This window comes from Streptomyces hazeniae (assembly GCF_031845485.1).
Classification (GTDB): Bacteria; Actinomycetota; Actinomycetes; order Streptomycetales; family Streptomycetaceae; genus Streptomyces; species Streptomyces hazeniae.
Window position 1 is genome coordinate 1 of the sequence record NZ_JAVREQ010000037.1, and the last position, 22099, is coordinate 22099.

The window sequence follows — 22099 nt, forward strand, 5'->3', positions numbered from 1 at the left end:
CGCATCCACACCGCGATCGGCGACATCCCGCCCGCCGAATGCGAAGCCACCTACTACGCTCAGCACCAGCCGCAACCGGCGGCTGGAGCCAGTCCATAGAGCCTCCACCGACCCCGGCACGGTTCACTCTGCCTCGCACGATCGTCGCATGAATGCGCCTACCCGAGCCCGCAGGCGAACACCAGGCTGAGCACCTTCATCTGTACTTTGCGCAAGTACCGCCGACACGTGGTTCAGAATCAGGGCGTGATGTCCGCAAGCTTCTGGAAGCCGCCTCCCTGCTGGTCCCCGGAGAGATCGCCACCGAGAACGACATCACGGTCAACGACGTCTGGGAGTACCTGACCCACGACGAGTGGGAGGTGGCTCTCGGGCTGTTGGAGGAGCTTGGCGACGTCCGTCCACTTCAGCTCAGCTTTTGGGAGCCCCTCGCCACGGCTGCCGAGCAGATGCAGCTGGAGAAGAGCGCGGCTTGGTGTCGTTGGCGCTGCTACGAAACCCGCAACGGGATCATTCGCGCGGACCTCACCCTCCGACCGGCCAGTGAGGGTCGGCGGCAGACTCCCTTCTCCGGAGCTGGCGTTCTTCGGCCGATGTGGAACATCGGAAATCGAACCCCGGCTGGCGAACCGGCCCTCAACATCGCGAGCCTCTGGGTCGAATTCACACCCTTCCTGGGACCCGGCGAGCGATCCTCTGTGCGTCTCGCACCCCTCGACCCCTCCCGGTGGCGGCACCTTCAGCCCGGCCAAATGATCACCATGCACGAAGACCGAACCGTCGCTGGAACGGCTGTCGTCCTGGAGATTCAGGGATCTGCGGCCACGCCCACCACATAGGAACTGACGGCCGCATACTCTGTCTGTTGGTGCGGAGAAGCGTCTTCGCTTCGGCGGGGCAGGAGGCGTTTTTCGAGGGCCACGTCCACGCTCTCAAAGTGCTGGGCGGAGTGCCGACCGGGAAGGTTCGCTACGACAACCTTAGAGCTTGTCTCATTTGGCGAGTCTGCGGTAGCAGATGAGGGTGCAGGCGATGCTGGTGAAGGCGAGGAAGTGGTCGGCTTTGCGTTCGTAGCGTCGGTGAAGGCGGCGGCAGCCGGCGAGCCAGGCCATGGTGCGTTCGATGACCCACCGGTGGCGGCCCAGTCGCTGGGAGGTCTCGACGCCCTTGCGGGCGATGCGGTGGGTGATCCCGCGTCCGCGTAACCAGCGCCGCGGTGGGCGTAGTCGTAGCCCTTGTCGCCGTGCAGCTTGTCCGGTCGGCGACGTCGCCGCCCGCGCGGTGATCGGATCGGCGGTATCCCCTTGACCAGGGGTATCAGCGCCTGGCTGTCGTGGGTGTTGGCGCCAGAGATGCCGACGGACAGGGGCAGGCCGGTGCGGTCGGTGATCAGGTGGATCTTCGACCCCTTCTTGCCTCGATCCACAGGATTCGGACCCGTCAGTGCCCCCCTTTGAGGGCCCTCCTGTTCACCGAGTCGATCGCGCAGCGCGTCCAGTCCAGCTCTCCCCGACCACCGAGCTCGTCGAGGACCACGCGGTGGAGCTTGGCCCACACTCGTGCCTTCGACCACTCGGTGAACCGGCGGTGAGCCGTCGGCCCCGACGGGCCGAACGAAGGCGGAAGCTGCCGCCAGGTGCAGCCCGTCGTGGCCACGAAGATGATCGCCGCCAGCACTTCCCGGTCGCCGTACCGCCGACGGCCCCCGCCCTGCGGACGGGAAGGCGCCACCGGCACCACCCGCTGGAACAGCTCCCACAACTCATCCGGCACCAGACGCTCAACGATCACCACGGCAGCAGGCTACCGACCGTCAGGCCAAATGAGACGAGCTCTTAGTGCCGCCGTCGCCCAGGTGCTGGGCCTCTCACGCCGTCGGGCGGAGGCCGAACGCTGGACCGCATTCCGGTCGCACTACGGGCTGGAGGGCTTCTACTGCCAGCCCGGCATCCGCGGTGCCCGCGAGAAGGGCGGGGTCGACGGCCAGATCGGCTGGTTCCGGCGCAACCACCTCGTCCCCGTCCCCGAAGTCGACCCGCTCGCCCAGCCCAACGCCATGATCGACCGATGGGACAAGGAGGACGACAACCGCCGCATCCGCTCCCGGCCCCACACGATCGGCGAGTCCTTCGCGACGGAACAGCAACTGCTGGCACCGCTACCCGAAGATGCCTTCGAGACCGGCCGGCTCTCCACCCCGCGGGTCGACCGCTACAGCCAGATCTGCGTCCGGATGAATCGCTACTCAGCCCCGGTCCGCCTGATCGGACGGACCGTCCGCGTCATGCTCCACGCCTCCGAGCTGGTGGTCTACGACGGCCGTGAAGAGGTCGCCCGCCACGAACGGCTCATCGCCCGCGGCGCCACTCGCCTCGAACTCGACCAGAGGCACTGATCCGGAAACCAGGTGCTCTGCCTGGTGCTACTGCTCCCAGGTTCTGACCGAACGCGAGGAGAAGAACAGCGTCGCGATCGCCTCGAACGAGTCGTTCGGCGGCTGGTCGAAGACTTTCACCGGTCCCCGCCTCTGCGCGGCCGTCGTCGACCGGCTCACCTTCGGGGGCAGCATCATCGAGAGCGGCACCGACTCGTATCGTCTCGCCACCACCCGGCGCGTGCTGAACGGCAGCCCGTCGGCTGAGCCGCCCCTGGGTACTTGATCTCTGTCGCAAACGCGTTCTAGGGTCGGGCCATCCAATGTCTTCCTACTGGAAGTGTTCATGCCTCGCCGGTCACCGGGCGAGATCAGAGCGCAGCTCCCGCGACGCCGAACGCACCACCGGCGGGCACCCGTGATCCGCGGACTGTCCGCCTCGGCGAATAGACAGATCGCCGTCTTCGAACGGGGGCACGGGCTTCCTGCGGGCGAAGTCGCACACGTGTTCCGCCGCTGGAATGCGAATGTTCGACGGCCATGCGAGAACCACGATCGGTTCTACGAACGCGTTGACACAGATCTCCGCAACTGCCACGTCCGCACCCTGCTGGAGATCACACTCCATGCCCTGAGGCCCAAGGCACGACGCGAGCTGAGCGCAGCCATCGGTCCCGCAGACGAGCGCGTCCTTGACCGCACGCTCAACAATCCCTTCGCGCCCCAAGACCTCCCGTGGTGGATGCGTCGAATCGGTGTCTGAACCTCCAGCCGTTCCTGGTTCTGATCGACATCTCCAGGCACCTCAGGCCGGAATCGCTGCCAGCACTGGCCGACATTCGTTCTTCGTTTTCACCTGCGCAGCCGGGAGGGTGGTTTCTGTGTCGTTTCTGTGTCGCTTTGGTAGGTCGGGGGTCGGGGTGTTCGTGGTGTGTGGGGTGTGGGTGTCAGGCGTTCCAGCCGAGGGAGGAGATGTGGGTGTAGGTGTCGTAGTCGCTGCCGAGGGTGTGGATGATTTCGTCCCAGATGGTGTCGAGGGTTTCGTGGTCGTGGGTGAGCCAGGCGTCGACGGCGGTGTGCCAGTGGTGGGGGCGGACGGTCAGCCGCCGTACCGAAAGGTCGCGGCGGTGCCGGCGGTCCACGCTGGTCTGGTCGACGGGGTCGATTTCGATGCGGGTGCCGCCCCGGGAGCCCAGGCGGCGTTTGAGGTCGGCGGCGATGTTGTGGCGGCGTAGGTCCCAGTACGCGGTGTCCAGGCGGGCACGGTTGGCGGGGCTGGGCGTGCGTTCCTCGGCGAGCCAGGCGAACAGGGTGCGGGGTGTGACGGTGATTCCGGCGCGTTCCATCGCGGTGTAGCCGGCTGCGGAGTGGGTGAGGTAGCGCAGGCGTGCGGTGATGCCGCGGTCGGTGTCCGGGCTGGAGTGGATGCCGGTGACCATGTTCTCGATGCCGGCGCCGAGTGCGTCGGCGCCGGGTACGCCGTGGGCGTTGTACTGGCCGAGGTTCATCCAGCGGCCGGCCATCACCGCCTCCCGGCGGTGGTGGCGGTGTAGGTGACGGGGTGGCCGTCGCGGTCGGTTTTGACCTTCATCTCGCCCAGGCCGCGTCCCTCGGCCCAGGTCTGGCGCCAGTCGCCGCCGGTGAGGTGGAGTTCGTCGGTGCCCAGTGCGCTGACGACGGTGAGCCCGGCCTGGTGGGCCTTGTGTGCGCGCCCCCAGAGGTTGGCGAAGGCCTGGGAGCGGATGAGGTGCATCCAGTCGGGGCGGGCGATCTCCCGGTTGTGGGAGGACTCACCCAGGGTGGAGACGAACTTGGAGTACATCGCTTTGACGTACGCCGAGGTGACGTCGTCGCCGGCCTGAAGGGCGTCGGCGCGGGCGGCGGCGAGGAGCTGCCGGAGGCTGTCGAGGAAGGTCTCCGTAGCGCTGGAGGTCCAGGACTCGTGGATGACGGGCGCCTGCATCAGCTGGTGCTTCGGGCCGGCCAGGCGCAGCAGCAGCCGCAGGGTCGGCTCGGTCACCCACACGGGGCCCTCTTCTTCGCGGTCGCCCATGGGCGAGGGCAGGTACGGGTGTTCCCAGGCGGGCGGGGTGATCAGGTGGACTCCGGCGCGCTTGCGGTCGTGCTCCCCACCGACGGAGTGGGTGAGTTTCCCGATCGGCAGGTGCGTCTTCAGCGCGGACAGGTAGGCGGCGTTGACGTCCAGCGCGGTCACCGTCAGCTCCCCGTCCGGATGGCGCCGGAAGCCAGGGTGCCGCCAGGACGGACGCGCTTCCCAGATCAGGTCCGGGTCGGTCTTCGAGGGCTTGCGCAGGATGTCCGGCAGCGCCGGGTAGGCGGTGTACTCATACCGTGCCCCAGCGCGGGTGCGGGCGAACAGGGCCATCACATCCGGGATCGCCCGCTTCACCAACATCCCGGCGGCGGCGTCCGCATCCCCGCCCGCCTTCGTCAGCTCCTGCTCCACGACCGCCGCGATCGTCCCCCGCAACTCCGCGCGCACCTGGTCCGCCGAACCGGCCTGGCGCCGCGCCTGCTGCCGCGCGTGCCCGGCCCGCGCCTGACGCGCGGCCGGGCTCTGAGCGGGCGCCGCCTCCGCGCGGGGACCGGCCTGCGGCTGCACGGGGGCGTCGGATTGCCGGGCGGGGGCGGGGTGGATCTGCGCGAGTCCCTCCAGGAGCCGCAGGTACTTCCCCCGGGAGGTGGAGGCCGGCATGCCGCCCGCCTCCCAGTTCGCCACCGTCTGCCGCCCCACGCCCACGGCCTTCGCCACCTGCTCCAGCGACAGCCCGGCCGCCTTCCGTAGCCGCATCCGCTTGCCCGGGTCCTCGAACGCCGCCGCCAGCTGCACCTCCGCCAGCAGCGCCGCGACGCCGTCCCCTTCGAGTTCACCGCTCATGCCGCCATCGTACATCTCAATAGACGTCATATAGCCCGGGAATGGCTTTCAGTTGGCTTTCAGGTGGGTTTTGTTTTTGGGTGGGTGACGCGGCCTCGCCCGGGGCGGCGCGGCGGGTCGCAGGTGAGTGTTTCGCTGTTGGGGCAGGTGGCGGTGGTCTGACTCTCCACTCCCCGTGGGTGACCCGGCCGCGAGGCCGCTCCCGGCGCTCCCCCCGGCGCCGCTACGAGGACCACGAACCGCCGCCTCCCCGCGCGTGCCGCGGACCGCGGGCTGTTGGCTCGGCTCAACCGTCACGCCGGCGGGTCCAGCGGTCCGTGGTCGGCTGAAGGCGCGGGCGCCCGGGGCAGCAGCGGGACCGCCCCGGGCACGGGAGGTACGGCGAGTTGTGACGCCAGTGCTGTGGCCGGGAAGGTTCACCGGCTCGCGGCGCCTGGCACGGCACCTCTCTCCCGTGGCCCTTCGGGCACGGGGGTGCCCCCACCGTTGTCGCCTCGCGCGAGTACGGACGAGTACGAGCTGCGATTCTCCGCCGTGCGATGCGTCGCCACGGTCCTGGCGGACCTGGGGAGACCCCATGCACCGGACGCCCGCGAGCTTCCCGGCACACCTTCCCGGTCGCAGCACTAGCTCCGCGAAACGACTTCACCGCACAGAAGCGCAGGTGGAGGCCCTGCGAGCGGTGGTCTGCGAGCGGGCGGAGCCGGCCCGGCCGTGCAGTGTCCGCCGCATCCACTACTTCGGCCTTGCCGGCTCGCCGTCGCCCCCGCGCCTGTCCCCGGGGGCAGGCGCCTGCAGGAGGCGGGTCACGTGACAGTCCAGGAGATCCCGTGGCATGCCTTGCGGCAACGGGCGGGGTCAGGGGGGTGTGAGGGTGTCGAGCCGGGCGGCGAGGTCGGAGTGGCCGGCGGTCAGGTAGGGGCGGGTGGCGGTCAGAGGGGTGACCAGGTCGGCGGGATCGTCGTGAGCGAGGGCCGCGTGGAGCTCGTCGAGGGGGCCGCGGGCGGCTGCGGGCAGGTCGGTGAGGGCAGTGACCTGGCCGGCGAGGCGGCGCAGATCGGCGGCGTTGGCACGGGCCCAGGCGGCGGTGGTGCGCCTCGTGGCCCGGGCCTGGCGGGTGGCCGTCACCCGCTGCTCACCGGTGGTCCCGGCGGGTCCGGGGCGGCCGCGCAGATACCGGCGTTCGGCGGCCTGGCGGCTGGTGACGCCGAGGGGGTGGGCGAGGTCGGCCCAGCTGGCGCCCGCGTCGCGGGCGGTTTCGATCAGGCCGGTCTCCCATCCGGCGAGCTGCTCGCGGACCTGCCGCAGCAGCATCAGGGAGGTCAGGGCCTGCTCCGGCCCCGGCCCGGCGCCGGGACTGCCAGGGGTCTCGTGCCGGGCTGTGTGCAGGGCGTCGTTGATGGCGTCGAGGGCCGCCGCGGCCGCGAGGAACGACGCCGGGCTGTGGGCGTCGGTGCTGGTTGTGGACGGCTGGTCTGCTGCGGTCACGGGCACCTCCCTCATCCTGTCATCAAATCGACGACATCATGTTTGTCATCCATTGGATGACATGTTACAACGGTGTCAGTGCAGCGCATTGGCAGCAACTGCCTACAACCCACTGGAGGTGTTTCACGATGTTGATGCGCACTGACCCCTTTCGTGACCTGGACCGGCTGGCACAGCAGCTGATGGGCCCGGGCACCTGGTCCAAGCCCTCGGCGATGCCGATGGACGCCTACCGCGAAGGCGACGACTACGTGGTGGCCTTCGACCTCCCCGGTCTCACCGCAGACGCGATCGACATCGACGTCGAGCGGAACATGCTCACCGTCAAGGCCGAGCGCCGGCCGGTAGCGAAGGCCGACGACGTGCAGATGGAACTGTCCGAGCGGCCGCTGGGCGCCTTCTCCCGCCAGATCGTGCTCGCCGACACCCTCGACACCGAGCACATCCACGCCGACTACGACGCGGGCGTGCTCACCCTGCGCATCCCGATCGCCGAGCGCGCCAAGCCCCGCAAGATCTCCGTCGGCGTCGGCTCCGGCCGCAAGGAGATCTCCGGCTGACACCAGCCGCCGGACCGGTGCGGAGGACAGGCACCTGATCTCCCCCTCATCCCCCTGTCCTCCGCACCCCTGGACACTCCGAACAGAAAAAAAGGGGGCGGCCGAGATGACTCTGCGACACCAAGCGTTCCTCGACCACGTCAGAGAACGCGGTGAGTACCAGACCGTGCAGGAAGCCGAACGGGCCGCCCGCGTAGTCCTCGCCCTCCTCGGCGCGCACCTGGTCGGCGAGGCCCGAGCCCAGCTCGCCGCACGCCTGCCGGAGGAATTCGCACTGATCCTGCTCAACCCGCTGCAGAGCGCCGAACCCCTACCCCCCGAACGGTTCGTCCGCGCAACCGCAGCCTGGATCGAAGGCGCCACCGAGCACACCGCGACCTGGGACGTCAGCGCCGTCCTGTCCACCGTCGCCGACACCGCCGACGCAGACCTGATGGGGCAGATCCTGCTCCAGCTCCCCACCGGCTACGACCTCCTCTTCGGCCGCCCCCAACCCACCTGACCACCTCCCACCCGGGGGTGCTGCACCCGGCCTCCATGAAAGGCATACACCGCAGTGATCACCGACGTACACGCACCCCAAGCACACCAGCAGCCGTACTCGAGGGCCTACGAGCAGATGCTGGACAAAGTCCGCTACGAGGGCGCCTACCCCACCCGCGAAAAGGCCGACGAAACCGTCCGCCTGGTCCTCGCCGGATTCGGACGCCAACTGACCGGCGACGAACGCGTCGACCTGGCCGCCCGCCTGCCCCTGGAGGCCGCACGCGTACTGACCGCACAGATCCCCGACACCCAACCACTGACCGGCTGGGCCTTCGTCAAGAGCCTCGCCGCCCGCTCCGGCGCCTCCCTGGCCACCACCCGCTGGGACACCGGCTCCGTCTTCGCCGCCGTCACAGCCCACGCCGGCCCCGACCTGACCACCCGCATCCTCCACCAACTCCCCACCGGCTACGCCCTCCTCTTCGGCCAAGCCGAACTCACCCCAGCCGCCTAGACAGCGGGACCCGGAGCGCCGGACGGACAGCGACGCCCCCCGCGCCAGTCCGCCCCGAGCCCCGGGTCCCGCAGAGCCACCGTCCCCGCTACCTGTCCGGCCGCCCGCAACGACGCTCGCGTGCGCCGTCGAGCGCACCAGGCGCCACGGAATGAACCGCCGTCCCCAGCCGCAGACGAGGGGTGTCACATCCGGCGCCGCGCAACTGGGCCCCGGTCGGCGGCATACCGAGCAACGCATCGCCCCTACTGCTCCCTACTCCACCCAGCGGAGCCCGAGCCCGGCCAAGGCTGCTCGCCGTTCCTCGCTGAGTTTCGCCCGCCTCGTCTTCTGGTTGGTGAGCCATACCCCCAGCCGCACGGCGACGACGTCGCCGCCCCCCGCGGGGTGGAGCAGCTCTTCGTGCTTCCTTGGGACGGTCAGGTGGCCTTCCCTGTGCAGGTATTGGCGGGCGGCGGCCAGGCTGTGTCGTCTCCTTGAGATTGCGGCTTCTGCGAGATGCCCAAGTCTGTGAACTGGGGAGATGCATATTTTGAGAATCATGACATATAGGAAATAGCGAACCTTCATAGATTGCTTGGGTGTCTCTGGGCTGTGTCGATGCATCTGTTGAGAACAGCATCATCCGTGTTGAGAAGACCGTAGAAGCACCTGCCTTCGGGGTCGGTGTCAGGTCGGCGGGGGTCTTTGCTTGGGTGGGCGGGCATGCCAGGCCGGGCGTGCCTGGGGGAGTGGGGTGGGGCCGGGCGCGCTTCCTGACCCCGGCTTGGCAGCAGGTCTCGCCGGCGTGTCTCGTATGCGGAGTGGCGGCTGGTTTGGGTGAACGGCGGACGCTGTCAGTACTCGTGGCTAGGCTCCGCGTCATGCCGTCGTTTGTGAATGATCCTCGCTATGTCCGACTTGTCGATGTGTTGGTTCCGCTGCTTCGCCGGTCCTGTCCTGAGGCCGGAGGAGGCTACGGCGGTTCCTACGAACTGCGTCTGACCGCGAAGGAGGCCACGGAGCTGGGCGGCGTGGCCCTGATCCGCTCAGCGATGCGCAAGGCCGCCCGCTCGCTGGGCTGGGACCGGCTGCAGACATACGGCGGCGAGTACCCCTCGGTCACCGTGGCCGGTGTCACGGATCGGCGCGACATCCCCGAGTCGTTCGCCGACGTGGTCGAAGCGGCACGGCTTGAGCGCGGCCGTGCGGCTATGGAGGTGTTCTCGCGCACCATGACCGACGGGACGAGGCGCGCTGTGCCCGGGTCTGTCTTCGTTACGACGCAGGAGTTCCTCGCCGCCTACGCGGACGCGTGAGGCCACTGTGAAACGTGAACGTGCGACACAGCTGCTGACAGAGATGATCGACCGTCTCGAGTGTGGCGAGTGGCCGGTGCATCTGGTCGAAGACGTGCACCTCTTCGGCTCCTACGCGCGGGGGGCTCTGAGCCCGGGCGATGTGGACGTGGTCGTGCAGCACTCGACGGACCGACGGTGGCTGGATGAGTCGCTGCACGCCATGATCAATGGCCGGGATTCCTACACCAGCCTGAAACAGGGTCTACGAGGCCGCGCACGGGGGATGTCTCTGCAGTTCCAGGAGCGGGACTCGTTGAGGGACGAGGGCTTCGAGTTGATGCTGCTGTGGAGGAAGGGGGAGCCGTTCGACCTGGCGCGCGAGCGTCTGGAGCGGCTACCGGTCGACCCCGCCGCCGGTAGCGCCCCGCGCGATCACATGCTGCCCGTGTTCGAGGCTATGGCGCAGATCCCGCCCCACCCGGTGCGCATCCAGTTGTGGGAACTGCACCAGGCACAGCGCATCCACGTGGCGCGCATCGACCTGGCCGACGCAGAACCCGCCGATACCGAGGCGGCGCACCATCTTCGCCGGCGGTGGACAGAGAGCAGCCCGCTGCGTCGCGCCGGAGCGAGTGCGGTAGCGCACTTGGAGAGGGAGGGAGTGAGTCCGGATCAGGTGGAATTGCACGGTCGGCGCCTTTCCGGGCCTGACCGGGGTGTGCAGTGCTTCATCGATCTGGGCTGGCGCTACTTCCGCTGCCTTTCGCGTTACCTCGAGGATGGTCAGAGCTGGATGGAGGTTCCGCGCCCGCACCGGACCAAACCGCTCGAAGCGCTCCTCATCCAGCCCCGGCGCCCCGGCGCTGTTGCCAGCTGAAGCCCAGCCCGAAGCCAAAGCTTCACCCAGCAGCCCAGAAGGCGCCCGACCCGGCGTGCGGCGCGCCCGGGCGTCCCGAGAAGGGCGCCACTCCCGGACGTGTTCGAGATTCAACATCAGGAGAATCCAGTGTTCGATGAGATAGCCCTGCGCCCTTGCGGGCGGCCCACCAAGTCCGGCAAGCCCTGCCGCGCCCAGTACTCCGGTTACGGATTCGCCTGCAAGCTCCACACCACGGACCATGAGGCCGGGCTTGTGCGGGCCTATGAGCAGGGACTGTCGGCCGGTCGAGCCGAGGAGCGTCAGGCGCAAGAGCGGTCGACGGAGCTGCATGTTGCGCATCTCGAGCGCCAACTCCGGGAACTGCGCGAGAAGCTCGACGGCGCGACACGTCGCTTCGAGGTCGCCGGGCGCCAAGCGGTGACCGTCGACGGATACGGCTACCTCTGGGAGGGCGAGGGAGCCCTCGCCGTGGGCGACCGCGTGCTGCTGCCCGAGAACTACGTCAGCGCCCTGCGGCATGGTCCGGGACCCTTTGTGGGAACGGTCACCGCCCTGGGGACCACCTACGACGGCCGGCTCCACCGCATCATCGGGCGTGCCGCACAGCCGTCAGGTACCTGAAAGCCCAGGCGGCAGGCGGACCGCCCGGCCGTGGCCGTTGAGCGCTACAGCACGTCACCGCGGCCTGTGCGGATGTCGTCCAGAAGCAGTTTGGTGACCGCCTCAGTGCCGGTCTCGATGGCCTCCTGGGCGGCTTGGCAGATGAGGTAGCTGAGCGTTTCGATGTAGCCGCCGGTGCGCTTGTGGAGGTACTTCGACAGCCCCAGAAGGGTCTTGGGCTTGTGGTCGTAGAGCACCAGGTCGTCCTCGAAGGCTTCGACGACACGGTGCCAGTCCTCCCCGTACCGGATGGCGCCTGCCCACAGCACCGGCCGGTCACTGCGGAATTTGGCGCCCTTGATCTCTTTGGGAAGACGGGCGCGCTTGTCGTCGTAGGCGGCCTCGTGGACGACGTCGCGGGCGCCGGTGCCGCACAAGAGGTAGCTGATCCGGGTGCGGTCCTGCAGGCATTCGAGGTAGTCGAAGGCGTCTGCGATCTCGCTCCTGCGGAGACGGTCGATGCCGTCGATGATGACGAGCTGTGTCTTGACCTCGTTCATCACGTGCACGATGGGCTCGGTCATGTCCGCCGTCCGGCGGGTGCGTTCCTTGGGATTGAGCGTGTGGTCCAGGCCGAGGAACTGCGCGAAGGGCATGGCCCAGTTCAGGTTGCCTTCCCGCTCGGGCGGGACGGTGAGGTAGATGACCGGTACCCGGTCGGGGTCGACTCCGAAGTCCGTCTCGACCATCCCGTGGAAGCCACGCCCGATCTGGATCGCAAGGGTGGACTTTCCGGCGCCGCGGTCACCGTCGACGACCATGTCTATGCTGCGGCCGACGCTGCGGAAGCGGCTCACGCGCAGCAGCCGGCGTGCGTCCTTCAGCCCGCGCTCCAGCGCCGGGGTCATGACCGGCAGCATCTCCGCGTGATACATCATGCGCGGGTCCAGCGGGCCGACACGCGTGCCCCTGGGCGCGCAGTCGCTCAGGTCCGGCGCTTTCAAATGGCGTGCGTAGGCGGCGTACCAGCCTTCTTTCGTGGTCAGCAGCGGCGGGGTGATCGGCCTGGTGACTGCCTCCGTGACCGTCGGAGGGAGGGAGGGCAGGAGTTCTTCGCGGTTCATTCATCGTCTCCGTAATCGACGTGGTCTGCATTGGCGCCGGGGTCGGACGGGCCGGCTCCCTGGGCGGGGAAGGTGCGGAAGATGTCGGCTGCGCTGCCGCGCAAGCTGCCGGGCCGCGCCCGAGGACTGTGTGGTGTCCGGGCCGGCGGAAGGCCCGGTGTGGCCTCTTCCTGGTCGGTTCCCGAGCGGGTGCCGGCACCATCGACCGCACCTGCCGGACCGGGGTCACAGGCCGATCCGGCCAGGTCGAAGATCGCCCGGGGGTCGCCGAGGAGGGACGGGGCCCGCTCGATGCTGCCCGGGACCGGGTCGGGCACTCCCTCGTAGGGGTCTGCTTCCGGGAGGTCCAGGTCCAAAGCGGGACCGGTAAACAGCTCGGGGACCCGCGGCTGCTCCTGCGGCACCGGGCCGCGTCGCGCGCGAGCCCGCAGCCGAGAGACCTCACGGGCGATCTCCCGCTCATCCTCCCGATCGCCGCCGGCCTCAAGGACGTTCAAGGTGGCCTGCTCGTAGGTGTACTGGGTCCAGGCGTCACTGATCAGGCGCTGATGGATGAACTCGGCCTTGACCCAGTCGTCGCAGGTGTGGTCATACAGCCATACCCACCGCGGCGCGTAGGGGGAGTAGCGGATCTGCCACTTCCTGCCCTGGCCGGGAATGCCCGAGTGCTTGCCCCGGTACTCCTGCAGTTCCTCGCTGTTGTAGGTGCGGTGGTCGATCCGTACGCCTTTGTCGGTGACCATCAGATACTTGAACGGCAGCAGCTTGCGGTTCTGGTGCGGGGTCAGCGGCAGAGGCACATGCCCTTCGGCGGCCACGAGTGTGGCGTACATGCGGTTGGGGCTGATCTTCATCCCTGGCAGGAACGGGTTGCGCAGTCCCTCGTGCGGTGTCTGCTGCCAGTGCACGACGATCCACTGATCGAGCAGGTCCTGCAGCTTGTTCAGGGTCCACAACGGCCCGTCGGCGACGTGCTTGCCGCGGTGGGCCAGCTCCTCACCGGTGTAGCCGGCGGCGTGCTGGCAGAACCCCTTTTTGATCGCGCCGAAGGTGCTCTCGATAATGGCCTTGTCCGTGGCGGTGCGCTCCCGCGCCGGGGCGACGTCGATGCCCAGCATCGTGCACACGTCGTCGAAGTGCTCACTGTTGAAGATCTTGCCGTGGTCGACGACGATCTTGCGCGGCCTGATCACCGGCCGTGCAGCGGCCCCTTCCATCTGCGGGTCGCAGGCGAGGAGGTCCGCGTACGGCAACTGCGAGTGCTCCGCCAGGGCGCGCGGGGACCAGCCGGGCCGGGCCGGCATCGGGGCCAGGGCCTGGGCCAGCATCAGTACCGCGTCGAACGAGCGGGTGGCGCGGCCGCCCAGTCGCCGGCCGCGCGGCCCCCGGCCCGGCGACTTGGGCACGATCATGGCGCCGATGATGGAGCGGGTGGCCACATCGATCGCCGCGGTCAGCTCCACCGACACCACCCGGCCGTCGTCGCCCACGGCGAGGATGTCCAGCCCGGTGGAGTCGATCTGGACCTGTTCGCCCAGCAGCCGTGCGGTGGTCGGTTCGTACGGGGCGGTGGCGCCGTTGGCTTCGTCCATCCGCCGGTGGGTGGGCCACTTCAAACGCTTCGGCGAGATGTCCAACCGCTTCAGCAGCCGGTAGAACGTGGCCGGCGAGATCATGATCTTCTCTGCCACGTCCGGGTAGCGGCGGCGCACAGCGGCCTGCAGCCGCTCATACAGGGCGGTCGCGTCGCACGCGGTCTCCTTCCGGCTCGCCTGCTCTTCGCGCAGCAGCAGCTGCACGACCCGCTCATCGGTCCGCCCCCACGCCGAGCCGGGCCGCACTGCGCGCAACAAGCCGTAGACCCCGCGCGCCCGGTAGGCCTGATACCGCCGCTCGACCGTTCCGGCTGAGGCCTTCGACCACCCCAGCGCCTTCAGCTCCGCAGCCTTCGCCGCAATACGCTGCTTGATCGTGAACCGGCCCGGGTCGTAGCCAGGCCGCGGCGGCGTGCCCTCCGCCATGCCGGGAGGAACACCGTTCCTGATCTCGAGCAGGTGCCGCTCCCACTGCCGCACCCGCTCCAACTCCTGCGCCTCCACCACGCTCAACGCGCCGGTATCGGGAAGCCGCACTCCCGGCAGGGGCGTCTCCTTCTCGTCCAGGAGGGCGAAGTCCTCGGCGCCCACCACGGCCGAGACTAGCGCGCGGGCATCACATCCGTCGTCGCCAAGGCTGCACAACTGCACCTCCGTGCCCTGCAGCGCCACCACCTGATACGAGCCGCCCTGCCAGCGCACCACCGCGCCCAAAGGCAGCCGGCCCTGTTGCGCGGCGTCCGCCTCGGCGACAGCCATCGTCATCGTTTGGTGTCCTTCCCGCTGGTCCACACCATCGACATCGGCGTGAGCGCAGCGTCCCAGTCGAATGTCAGATCCCCCGTCCACAGCAGATGCCAGGCCCGGCTCATGGCCGCAAGTCCGAGGCCGGAAGCGGCCGCGCCCTCGGCGAGGAGCCGCGGCCGGGCGAAGACCTCCAGCAGGACCCGGCGGGCCTCAGCGTCGGCGAACTCGGCGGCCCGGAAGTGAGCGAGAAGCGTCAGCGCATCGCACAGCGCCCCGCGAGGGACGGCCATCTCCCGCACCGTCCAGCCCGCCGCCTCAGCCGCCACCTGCACCGCCTCCCTCTCCTGCGGGGAAGAGGACGGGTGCACCAAAGCCAGTCGCTGTCCGCTGCCCGACCGGGCGAAGAAGGCCGGCTGGGACGAGCCCGCGCCCCCATCATCGTGCCAGCGCACCCTCGCCACGTGGGATTGGAAGCACTCGATGCCGGGATCGAAGTCGAGCAGCATCGCAGCGTCCCGGTGCACGGTGCTCACGCACCACACATTGCGCCCCGTCGTGGCGGCGAACCACCTGGTCAGCTTCGACCGCCTGCCCTGGTACGCCCGCGGTTCCTCCAGTGGCCCGCGCTCTTCCAGCGGCACATCCCGCAGCATGCCCGGCTCCTGAAGACAGCTGCGGCCCGCGGCACTGCGAAAGAGCACCTGCACCTCTCTCACCGCTCTGCCCTTCTTCGCTCCCAGCGCACCGCCCTCCGGCACGAGTAAAGGCCGCCCCGCCCACGCGGCGCCTTGAGGAGAACCCGCCACGCCCTGGCCAAAGCCCTCACGTTCGATCACGTTCGCCCCTCATCCGAACTGGCGCGGGGTATGCGCGCTCAGGATCCACGGCAGGCACGTCGCCTCCTCCAAAGAGGCCAACTCCGCTACCTGATCGTGCGGAGCCTGCGGTGGCAGGCGCAGCCTGCTGCCCGGCTGCGCCTGCCAGGCCGGAAGAAGGCGATGGCGCCTGCTCCACTCCTGCACTGCCTCGGACGAACTCCACCCCAAATCCGCGTACATCTGCCGCGCCCACGCCGCGTAGCCCTCCCTTGTCAGGCGGCCGGCCAGCCGCCGCCGCTCCACCCTCACCAGCGCCCGCGCGAGCTTCGCCACCATGGACAGGCGGGCCAGCGGCGCCCGACGCTCACTCGCCGGCATCGCACCCCGCATCAACGGGTGGGCAAGGATCCCGAAGGCATCAGCCACCACAGCACGTCCCACAGGGCCCCACCGTCGTATCAGCGCAAGCTGCCGCTCGGCCTTCACGGCCTCTTGCCGATCGGTCAGGTCGATGAAGGGTTCAAAGTCATCACGCGAGTTGTCGGTGAGCCTCCCGTGCTCCACGCACACGCGCCACGGGTCCGGCCACATCAGCCACACCGGTGCCTTGACGCAGCGCTTGGCCGCACACAACGAGCAGCCCCGCACCAAGAACCCGTTCAACGGCTGCCACGGCCATCTCCACACCGGCTCCTCGTGCCCGCCGGGCAGCAACTGCCCATCCCGGGTACTGACCAGCGCCCGCGTCAGCCGCTCGACCGGGCACCCAGCCAGGGCTGCCAGCCTCGCACGCGCCGCACGGTCGACATACAGCTCAGTCAGCCGGGGATCCACCGCTTTGGACTTCCCCTCACCCACGCTCCCGAGTAATGCGCCGACAGAGATGCGGTTCCCCTCAGCCAGCCGCGTGACGTAGGACCCGGTGGACTCACCGGGGACGAAACGCACCCGAACCGGCAGTGACCGCACCCGCACTCGCCTTCCCGATAACAGACCGCTCGACCCCTCGTGCGGCACCGGCCTATTCTTAGAGCTCGTCTCATTTGGCCTGACGGTCGGTAGCCTGCTGCCGTGGTGATCGTTGAGCGTCTGGTGCCGGATGAGTTGTGGGAGCTGTTCCAGCGGGTGGTGCCGGTGGCGCCTTCCCGTCCGCAGGGCGGGGGCCGTCGGCGGTACGGCGACCGGGAAGTGCTGGCGGCGATCATCTTCGTGGCCACGACGGGCTGCACCTGGCGGCAGCTTCCGCCTTCGTTCGGCCCGTCGGGGCCGACGGCTCACCGCCGGTTCACCGAGTGGTCGAAGGCACGAGTGTGGGCCAAGCTCCACCGCGTGGTCCTCGACGAGCTCGGTGGTCGGGGAGAGCTGGACTGGACGCGCTGCGCGATCGACTCGGTGAACATGAGGGCCCTCAAAGGGGGGCACTGACGGGTCCGAATCCTGTGGATCGAGGCAAGAAGGGGTCGAAGATCCACCTGATCACCGACCGCACCGGCCTGCCCCTGTCCGTCGGCATCTCTGGCGCCAACACCCACGACAGCCAGGCGCTGATACCCCTGGTCAAGGGGATACCGCCGATCCGATCACCGCGCGGGCGGCGACGTCGCCGGCCGGACAAGCTGCACGGCGACAAGGGCTACGACTACGCCCACCTGCGGCGCTGGTTACGCGGACGCGGGATCACCCACCGCATCGCCCGCAAGGGCGTCGAGACCTCCCAGCGACTGGGCCGCCACCGGTGGGTCATCGAACGCACCATGGCCTGGCTCGCCGGCTGCCGCCGCCTCCACCGACGCTACGAACGCAAAGCCGACCACTTCCTCGCCTTCACCAGCATCGCCTGCACCTTCATCTGCTACCGCAGACTCGCCAAATGAGACAAGCTCTTAGCCGCTATCGACCACGAAGTACACCGAACGGCAGAGCCGGGATCGTACCCAGTCGCACACGCGTCGCGTTTTCTTCCCCCAGCGCGCACCCAACTGCCATTCCTCAGAGGAAGCTTGGCACATGTCTCAACGGACCGCTCGACACGGTGAAAGGATCTACGGTGTAAAGCGGCTTTACGCTCACCAGCAGGAGGCTCGCAGGGCCGGCATCAAAGCGCTTTCCCGGATGCCACGCGCGACCATCGTCTCCGCGACCGGCACCGGCAAGACACTCGTCGCGATCCGTATCGCCGAGCACTTCGCTCACGAAGGCAACATCCTTGTCGTGGTGCCCTCACTGGACCTCATCGCCCAGACTGCGAAACGCTGGCACGGCGACAGCACTATCGAGCACATGCTCGGCATTTGCTCCATGCCCTACCGCCAGGCGGGCGCTGTCAGGAAGCACATCACCTTGACCACCAAGCCCCGCGTCATCGCCGAAGCCGTCGCCGCATGCCGCGGGGAGCCCATCGTCGCCTTCACCACCTACCATTCCCTGCCAGCTCTCACCACCGCCCACAGCAGCCACCACCTGCCCCGCTGGTCGCTGGTGATCATCGACGAAGCCCACCGCAGCAGCGGCAACGTCCACAGCCGCTCGGCCACGATCCATGACGATGCCGCCATCCCTGCCCAACGACGCCTGTACATGACCGCCACACCCCGCGTGTGGACCACCGAGGGACCCCGTCACCGCGGAAAGACCCCGCTCAAGGTCGCCTCCATGAACGACCCGGCCATCTACGGCCCCGTCGTCTACCAACTCGGCCTCGCCGACGCCATCGACCGAGGAATCCTCGCCGACTACCGCATCACCGTCCCCGTCGTCAACGACGAGGAACTCCACGCCTTCCTCCACACCCAATGGGCCGCCCCCCACCATGACGGAGTGCGGCTCGCAGCCACCCAAGTCGGCCTCCTGCGCGCCATGGCCGCCCACAACCTACGCCGCGTCATCAGCTTCCACAGCCGCATCCAATACGCAGACAACTTCAGCAAGACCCTCCCCAAGACCGTCGCAGCCGCCGCACGCAACACCGGGATCCGACGGCTGTGGACCCACGCCTTGCACAGCAAAAGCTCGGCGCGCAGCCGCGCATGGCACCTGAACGAATTCGCCACCATCCCCCTGCTCAGGCGCCTGGGCCCGCATCGCAGCGCCCTCGACGGCGCCGTGCTGTGCAACGTCCGCGTGCTCTCCGAAGGCGTCGACGTGCCCGACGCCGACGCTGTCCTCTTCGCCGACCCCAAGCGAAGCGCCTCCGAGATCATTCAGGCGCTCGGCAGGGCCCTGCGCCAGCCACTGGGCTCCGGGAAGATCGCCACGCTGATCATCCCGGTCTATGTCGGGCAACGACAAACGACCGAGCAGGCCCTGACGAGCTCCGACTTCGCCGTCGTCTGGGAAGTCCTCAATGGACTGAGCGCCCACGACGCCAAGCTCTACCACCGCTTCCCCGGCACGGGAGGGAAGGACAAGAACCGCCCAACCGAAGCGGACCCCTCCCCCGAACGCGCCGACGAAATCGCTCTGGCCATCGGCGTCCGCGCACACCAACCCGACACCGGCCTGTGGAACGAGGGCTACACCGCAGCAGTCCGCTTCTTCAAGAAGCACGGGCATCTCGACATCCCCAGCGACTACACCGACCACACCGGCTACCACCTGGGCCTGTGGCTCGGACAGCAACGCTCCCTGTACGCCGAAGGCAGCCTCCCGCCCGACAGGGCCCTGGCCCTGACCACCCTCAACATCTCCTGGCCCCACCCGCCGGAAAGCTTTGAATACCACCTCGCCAAAGCCGTCACCGCCGCCACAGCCCACGACACACTCGCCTTGACCACCGCCACCGAACACGCCGACGAAGACCTCATCGCCTGGCTCCACCAGCAACGCACACTCGCGAACGACAATCAGCTACCCCCGGACCGCGTCCGAGCCCTCAGCGCCGCCGACCCGTGGTGGAACCCGCCCTGGGGCATCGACTGGCAGCACACCTACGCCCACCTGCGCGGCCAACTCGCCGGCAACATCCCGCCGCACAAGGTCATCACCCCCTCAGGTCATCCGGCAGAGCCCTGGCTGGACGACAACATCACCCACCTGCACGACCTGGAGCCAGCCCAGGGCCACCTCCTCGCGCAACTGGCCATCTATCACCCGCACTGCCACCCGCACGCCATGCTGCTGCGACACCATTCCGCCCCGGCAGTACGCGAGTTCTACCGCGGACTGAGAGCGCTACGGCAGTTCCACCACCGGGAAGGCCACACCGACGTGCCCAGCTACCACCGCGAAACCCTCCACAACGACGTCGTCCGTCTCGGCCGCTGGCTCGCACGCTGCCGCAACAACGCCGCCCAGATGCCCACCCCGCAAATCGAGGCCCTCCAAGCCCTCGGCGTACAACTGGACCCCATCTTCCGACCAGCTACCCTCACCCAGGACGGGCAAGAGGAGAACCTGACCACCCTTCCCCGCAGCACCAGGGTCGCCACGAGATAGACGCCACGGAGCATTCCGTGTGGCCCGTGCCCAACTGCCGGACAACGATGACCTTGCGCCGTCGGTGACGCAATCTTTCGAGGCATCCTTGCCTTCGCGGAAACACCGGCCTCGGCAGCAGGCAGAGCCGGTTGCTGGCACGGCTTGAGGAAGTTTCACCCAGGTATGCCGCAATGGGCGGCTCTTGCGGGTGCGGGGGTGTTCAATGATGGTGACGCCGGGCCAGATGATGGCCGGGCAGTCGCTACGGATGCTGCAGCCGGCCGCTCTGCTGATCATCATCCTCGGTGCGGGGGTTCCAAGCGGTGTCTTGCCTGAGGCGTCACCGCGGACAGGGGGAGTGTGCTGAACGAGCAGGTCGTCCTGGACGCAGTGCGACGCTGCGTTCAGGAGCGTGGAGAAGCACCGAAGCTCGGTCTCCCCGACACCGGCGAGATCACGTGGCACTCCCTCCTGGAAGGCGAGGTCACCCGGTCGATCGAGACCCGAACGGAGCAAGAGCAGAAGCACTACGGCCACATCGACCTTTCCGGACGGCCGGAGTACGACTCCCTCACCCGCTACAGCTTGGATTCGCCGAAGGACGTCTCTGAGCCCCAGACCGTGCGACTCGTACGGCGGGGCTCCCTGGCGGAGAGGCTTTGCCCTTGCGGCAACGGGAAGACGACGTGCTCCCGGTGCCAGGGAAGAGGCGACCTTCACTGCGATGCGTCCGCAGCATGCCCCGACTGCCACGGGCTCGATCCATGCCTTCGATGCGAAGGCACCGGCACCAAGACCCGCAAGGTCAGGGAGCACCGGTCGGCAGAGGAACGTCGCACCTGCCGACAGTGCGGGGCTGAGAACGCAGCCTGTCCCAATTGTAAGGGCCAGGGCCGCGTTCCCTGCCCACTGTGCCGGGGGAGGGGTATACGAAACTGCCCGGACTGCGCAGGCGCCGGAACCGAATCCCATGAGGAATGCCGAGGAGCGGGCCGGACCGTGACGTGGACCGAGGGCAGGATCAGCCGGCGGCCGGCAACTAAGAGAATCAAGAAGCCCGAGGAAGGCCTGCCCTACCCGGTCTGGGCCGCCGCCCGCGAGAAGGGCACCTGGGAGCGCATGAGCCTGACCAACGAAGACCCGACCACGAAGGACATATCGAACAGGTTCCGCGACCTCGCACAGCCCCATCTCCGGCCGCAGCACAACGAAGTCGCCAGACGAGCCGAATTCACCTATCTCCGCCTCGCGCGCGTCGTGAGCCACCAGCACGCACACCGCGTCTACTACGTCATCCCGACAGCCGCAGCACCCTACGTGCTCACCTTGCCATCGCAACAGAGGATCTGGCAGATCGCCGCAGCGGCGCTCGGAGCCGTAGCCGCACTTACCTGCCTACTCTGGCTGCTCGTATAGGGCCCTCTCCGCCGGGCGCCACGCGGAGGTTGCGGCCCAAGAGAGTTCGCTGCTGCCCCTCTGGCAGCCGGACGGAGGTCACCGAATTCATTCAGGGTACCGGGTTCCAGCCTCCGGTTAGGGCCACTGGCCGGGCAGAGGCGTGAGCCGCTACTTCGGCCGCGAGTGCGTCATCACCCAGATTGGCAGTACTCATCATGCGCCGGGTGGGAAACGCCGAAGCGATGGAGAGCGGTCCAGGCACGAGCACGTGACCGAGATGCACGCAACGTCAGTGCGCAGCCCGATACTTCTCGACAACGTCTCGCGGAACACGCCCTCGGTCATTGACTTCAAGCCCCTGCGACTTTGCCCATTCCCGGACCTTGACCGGATCCGGCCCTACACCCTGACGGCGGTTCGATCCACTCCTGCGCGCTCCGCCGACCTTCCTGCCCGCCTTCACGAAGGGGCCCAAAGCCTCTAGGAACTGGTCATATGTGTCCGGCCCCAGGTCGATCTCGTAGTTCACTCCGTCGATGCTGAAGGTGTGAGCGATCACGTCATCGCCCTGTTCACCTGAGACATCGTCCGTATACAACGTGACTACGCGCTGTGCCATGCCAGTTCTCCCAAGGGTGCGTGTCCGGCCGGAGTTCTCTGGCCGGACAGGCATCTTATAGCAGCACCTCATGTTCATTGCCACAGCGTGGTCGAACCACCTGTCACAGAGGCACGCGTTGAGAAAACGTTCGCTGGGCGAGCTATCTGCAGTGTCTGCGGCTCGCGGTTGCCTTACGAAACGTTACGTCAGTGGCCTCCGGAGAAGGGCGTTAAAGGAGGTTCGTGACCTTTCGGAGACAGCGCGTCTGCTTCGTGGAGCAGGCTCGGCCGCTGGGTCCAGTGTCCCGATGAGAGCCATC

21 protein-coding genes and 2 pseudogenes are annotated in these 22099 nt (G+C 68.3%); 12 read left to right on the forward strand and 11 right to left on the reverse strand.

Annotated elements, in window-relative coordinates:
* Window positions 1–152 precede the first annotated feature (152 nt).
* Entirely contained in the window at window positions 153–839 is a 687-nt protein-coding gene (locus RM572_RS27010) for a hypothetical protein (protein WP_311676009.1), read from the forward strand.
* A gap of 153 nt (window positions 840–992) precedes the next feature.
* Here the strand turns inward: RM572_RS27010 and RM572_RS27015 are convergent.
* Window positions 993–1788 (reverse strand): annotated as a pseudogene (locus tag RM572_RS27015) (IS5 family transposase).
* A 34-nt stretch (window positions 1789–1822) separates the two neighbouring features.
* Between RM572_RS27015 and RM572_RS27020 the strand changes: the two are divergent.
* Together RM572_RS27020 and RM572_RS27025 are read left to right on the forward strand one after the other, a co-directional pair.
* On the forward strand, window positions 1823–2395 hold the full coding sequence (locus RM572_RS27020; protein ID WP_311676035.1) for a Mu transposase domain-containing protein: 573 nt from the start codon (window positions 1823–1825) through the stop codon (window positions 2393–2395).
* A 37-nt stretch (window positions 2396–2432) separates the two neighbouring features.
* Window positions 2433–2641, forward strand: a pseudogene (locus tag RM572_RS27025) (ATP-binding protein); the annotation flags it as partial.
* 680 nt (window positions 2642–3321) lie between these two features.
* On the opposite strand, the gene RM572_RS27030 reads toward RM572_RS27025, so the two are convergent.
* The 3 genes from RM572_RS27030 to RM572_RS27040 all read right to left on the reverse strand — a co-directional run bounded on the left by RM572_RS27030 (window position 3322) and on the right by RM572_RS27040 (window position 6761).
* Window positions 3322–3897 carry a transcriptional regulator gene (locus tag RM572_RS27030; RefSeq protein ID WP_311676010.1) on the reverse strand — a complete coding sequence of 192 codons (576 nt, stop codon included), beginning with the start codon at window positions 3895–3897 and terminating at the stop codon, window positions 3322–3324.
* Window positions 3897–5273 (reverse strand): helix-turn-helix transcriptional regulator, encoded by a 1377-nt coding sequence (locus RM572_RS27035; protein WP_311676011.1) that lies wholly within the window; start codon window positions 5271–5273, stop codon window positions 3897–3899. Before RM572_RS27035 ends, RM572_RS27030 begins: the two co-directional genes overlap by 1 nt.
* Window positions 5274–6131: 858 nt before the next feature.
* Window positions 6132–6761 (reverse strand): type III effector protein, encoded by a 630-nt coding sequence (locus tag RM572_RS27040; RefSeq protein ID WP_311676012.1) that lies wholly within the window; start codon window positions 6759–6761, stop codon window positions 6132–6134.
* A 128-nt stretch (window positions 6762–6889) separates the two neighbouring features.
* Between RM572_RS27040 and RM572_RS27045 the strand changes: the two genes are divergently transcribed.
* From RM572_RS27045 to RM572_RS27055, 3 genes are all read left to right on the forward strand, one after another.
* Window positions 6890–7321 (forward strand): Hsp20/alpha crystallin family protein, encoded by a 432-nt coding sequence (locus RM572_RS27045; RefSeq protein ID WP_311676013.1) that lies wholly within the window; start codon window positions 6890–6892, stop codon window positions 7319–7321.
* Between the two features lie 106 nt (window positions 7322–7427).
* Entirely contained in the window at window positions 7428–7823 is a 396-nt protein-coding gene (locus tag RM572_RS27050; protein ID WP_311676014.1) for a DUF2267 domain-containing protein, read from the forward strand.
* Between the two features lie 54 nt (window positions 7824–7877).
* Window positions 7878–8321: a DUF2267 domain-containing protein gene (locus RM572_RS27055; protein WP_311676015.1), complete on the forward strand. Its 444-nt coding sequence runs from the start codon at window positions 7878–7880 to the stop codon at window positions 8319–8321.
* 255 nt (window positions 8322–8576) lie between these two features.
* Here the strand turns inward: RM572_RS27055 and RM572_RS27060 are convergent, their stop codons facing one another.
* The gene (locus tag RM572_RS27060; RefSeq protein ID WP_311676016.1) at window positions 8577–8927 is read right to left on the reverse strand and encodes a helicase associated domain-containing protein; all 351 of its coding nucleotides are present in this window, start codon (window positions 8925–8927) and stop codon (window positions 8577–8579) included.
* A 257-nt stretch (window positions 8928–9184) separates the two neighbouring features.
* On the opposite strand from RM572_RS27060, the gene RM572_RS27065 reads away from it, so the two are divergent.
* The 3 genes from RM572_RS27065 (at window position 9185) to RM572_RS27075 (ending at window position 11102) form a co-directional block, all read left to right on the forward strand.
* The gene (locus RM572_RS27065; RefSeq protein ID WP_311676017.1) at window positions 9185–9619 is read left to right on the forward strand and encodes a hypothetical protein; all 435 of its coding nucleotides are present in this window, start codon (window positions 9185–9187) and stop codon (window positions 9617–9619) included.
* A 43-nt stretch (window positions 9620–9662) separates the two neighbouring features.
* Window positions 9663–10478, forward strand: coding sequence for a nucleotidyltransferase family protein (locus RM572_RS27070; RefSeq protein ID WP_311676018.1), 816 nt, complete (start codon window positions 9663–9665; stop codon window positions 10476–10478).
* Between the two features lie 129 nt (window positions 10479–10607).
* Window positions 10608–11102, forward strand: a complete 495-nt coding sequence (locus tag RM572_RS27075) for a hypothetical protein (protein WP_311676019.1) — start codon at window positions 10608–10610, stop codon at window positions 11100–11102.
* Window positions 11103–11146: 44 nt separating this feature from the next.
* Here RM572_RS27075 and RM572_RS27080 read toward each other — a convergent pair whose 3' ends face one another.
* The 4 genes from RM572_RS27080 to RM572_RS27095 form a co-directional block, all read right to left on the reverse strand.
* Window positions 11147–12205 carry an AAA family ATPase gene (locus tag RM572_RS27080; RefSeq protein WP_311676020.1) on the reverse strand — a complete coding sequence of 353 codons (1059 nt, stop codon included), beginning with the start codon at window positions 12203–12205 and terminating at the stop codon, window positions 11147–11149.
* Complete coding sequence (locus tag RM572_RS27085) at window positions 12202–14565, reverse strand: Mu transposase C-terminal domain-containing protein (protein WP_311676021.1); 2364 nt, start codon at window positions 14563–14565, stop codon at window positions 12202–12204. Before RM572_RS27085 ends, RM572_RS27080 begins: the two co-directional genes overlap by 4 nt.
* A complete protein-coding gene (locus tag RM572_RS27090; RefSeq protein ID WP_311676022.1) occupies window positions 14562–15200 on the reverse strand; it encodes a hypothetical protein in 639 nt (212 codons plus the stop codon). Before RM572_RS27090 ends, RM572_RS27085 begins: the two co-directional genes overlap by 4 nt.
* Window positions 15201–15392: 192 nt before the next feature.
* Window positions 15393–16382 (reverse strand): TniQ family protein, encoded by a 990-nt coding sequence (locus tag RM572_RS27095; RefSeq protein ID WP_311676023.1) that lies wholly within the window; start codon window positions 16380–16382, stop codon window positions 15393–15395.
* Between the two features lie 60 nt (window positions 16383–16442).
* On the opposite strand from RM572_RS27095, the gene RM572_RS27100 reads away from it, so the two are divergent.
* Window positions 16443–17239 (forward strand): IS5 family transposase gene (locus RM572_RS27100; protein WP_449657227.1). Its coding sequence is split into 2 segments (ribosomal slippage): window positions 16443–16778 and window positions 16781–17239, totalling 795 coding nucleotides; the frame shifts between segments, so codons are not numbered across the junction.
* Between the two features lie 115 nt (window positions 17240–17354).
* Here RM572_RS27100 and RM572_RS27105 read toward each other — a convergent pair.
* Window positions 17355–17558 (reverse strand): hypothetical protein, encoded by a 204-nt coding sequence (locus tag RM572_RS27105; protein ID WP_311676036.1) that lies wholly within the window; start codon window positions 17556–17558, stop codon window positions 17355–17357.
* On the opposite strand from RM572_RS27105, the gene RM572_RS27110 reads away from it, so the two are divergent.
* Both RM572_RS27110 and RM572_RS27115 read left to right on the forward strand, forming a co-directional pair.
* A complete protein-coding gene (locus RM572_RS27110) occupies window positions 17478–19799 on the forward strand; it encodes a DEAD/DEAH box helicase (protein WP_311676034.1) in 2322 nt (773 codons plus the stop codon). The genes RM572_RS27105 and RM572_RS27110 overlap by 81 nt on opposite strands.
* A gap of 981 nt (window positions 19800–20780) precedes the next feature.
* Window positions 20781–21197 carry a hypothetical protein gene (locus RM572_RS27115; protein WP_311676024.1) on the forward strand — a complete coding sequence of 139 codons (417 nt, stop codon included), beginning with the start codon at window positions 20781–20783 and terminating at the stop codon, window positions 21195–21197.
* A gap of 271 nt (window positions 21198–21468) precedes the next feature.
* On the opposite strand, the gene RM572_RS27120 is transcribed toward RM572_RS27115, so the two are convergent.
* Window positions 21469–21798: a histone-like nucleoid-structuring protein Lsr2 gene (locus RM572_RS27120; protein WP_311676025.1), complete on the reverse strand. Its 330-nt coding sequence runs from the start codon at window positions 21796–21798 to the stop codon at window positions 21469–21471.
* Window positions 21799–22099: the final 301 nt, after the last annotated feature.

Coding starts and splice junctions, on each gene's coding strand:
- RM572_RS27010 (WP_311676009.1), top strand. CDS start 153: ATGCGCCTACCCGAGCCCGCAGGCGAACACCAGGCTGAGCACCTTCAT.
- RM572_RS27020 (WP_311676035.1), top strand. CDS start 1,823: ATGAGACGAGCTCTTAGTGCCGCCGTCGCCCAGGTGCTGGGCCTCTCA.
- RM572_RS27030 (WP_311676010.1), bottom strand. CDS start 3,897: ATGGCCGGCCGCTGGATGAACCTCGGCCAGTACAACGCCCACGGCGTA.
- RM572_RS27035 (WP_311676011.1), bottom strand. CDS start 5,273: ATGAGCGGTGAACTCGAAGGGGACGGCGTCGCGGCGCTGCTGGCGGAG.
- RM572_RS27045 (WP_311676013.1), top strand. CDS start 6,890: ATGTTGATGCGCACTGACCCCTTTCGTGACCTGGACCGGCTGGCACAG.
- RM572_RS27050 (WP_311676014.1), top strand. CDS start 7,428: ATGACTCTGCGACACCAAGCGTTCCTCGACCACGTCAGAGAACGCGGT.
- RM572_RS27060 (WP_311676016.1), bottom strand. CDS start 8,927: ATGCATCGACACAGCCCAGAGACACCCAAGCAATCTATGAAGGTTCGC.
- RM572_RS27065 (WP_311676017.1), top strand. CDS start 9,185: ATGCCGTCGTTTGTGAATGATCCTCGCTATGTCCGACTTGTCGATGTG.
- RM572_RS27070 (WP_311676018.1), top strand. CDS start 9,663: ATGATCGACCGTCTCGAGTGTGGCGAGTGGCCGGTGCATCTGGTCGAA.
- RM572_RS27080 (WP_311676020.1), bottom strand. CDS start 12,205: ATGAACCGCGAAGAACTCCTGCCCTCCCTCCCTCCGACGGTCACGGAG.
- RM572_RS27085 (WP_311676021.1), bottom strand. CDS start 14,565: ATGACGATGGCTGTCGCCGAGGCGGACGCCGCGCAACAGGGCCGGCTG.
- RM572_RS27090 (WP_311676022.1), bottom strand. CDS start 15,200: ATGCTGCGGGATGTGCCGCTGGAAGAGCGCGGGCCACTGGAGGAACCG.
- RM572_RS27110 (WP_311676034.1), top strand. CDS start 17,478: ATGCCACGCGCGACCATCGTCTCCGCGACCGGCACCGGCAAGACACTC.
- RM572_RS27120 (WP_311676025.1), bottom strand. CDS start 21,798: ATGGCACAGCGCGTAGTCACGTTGTATACGGACGATGTCTCAGGTGAA.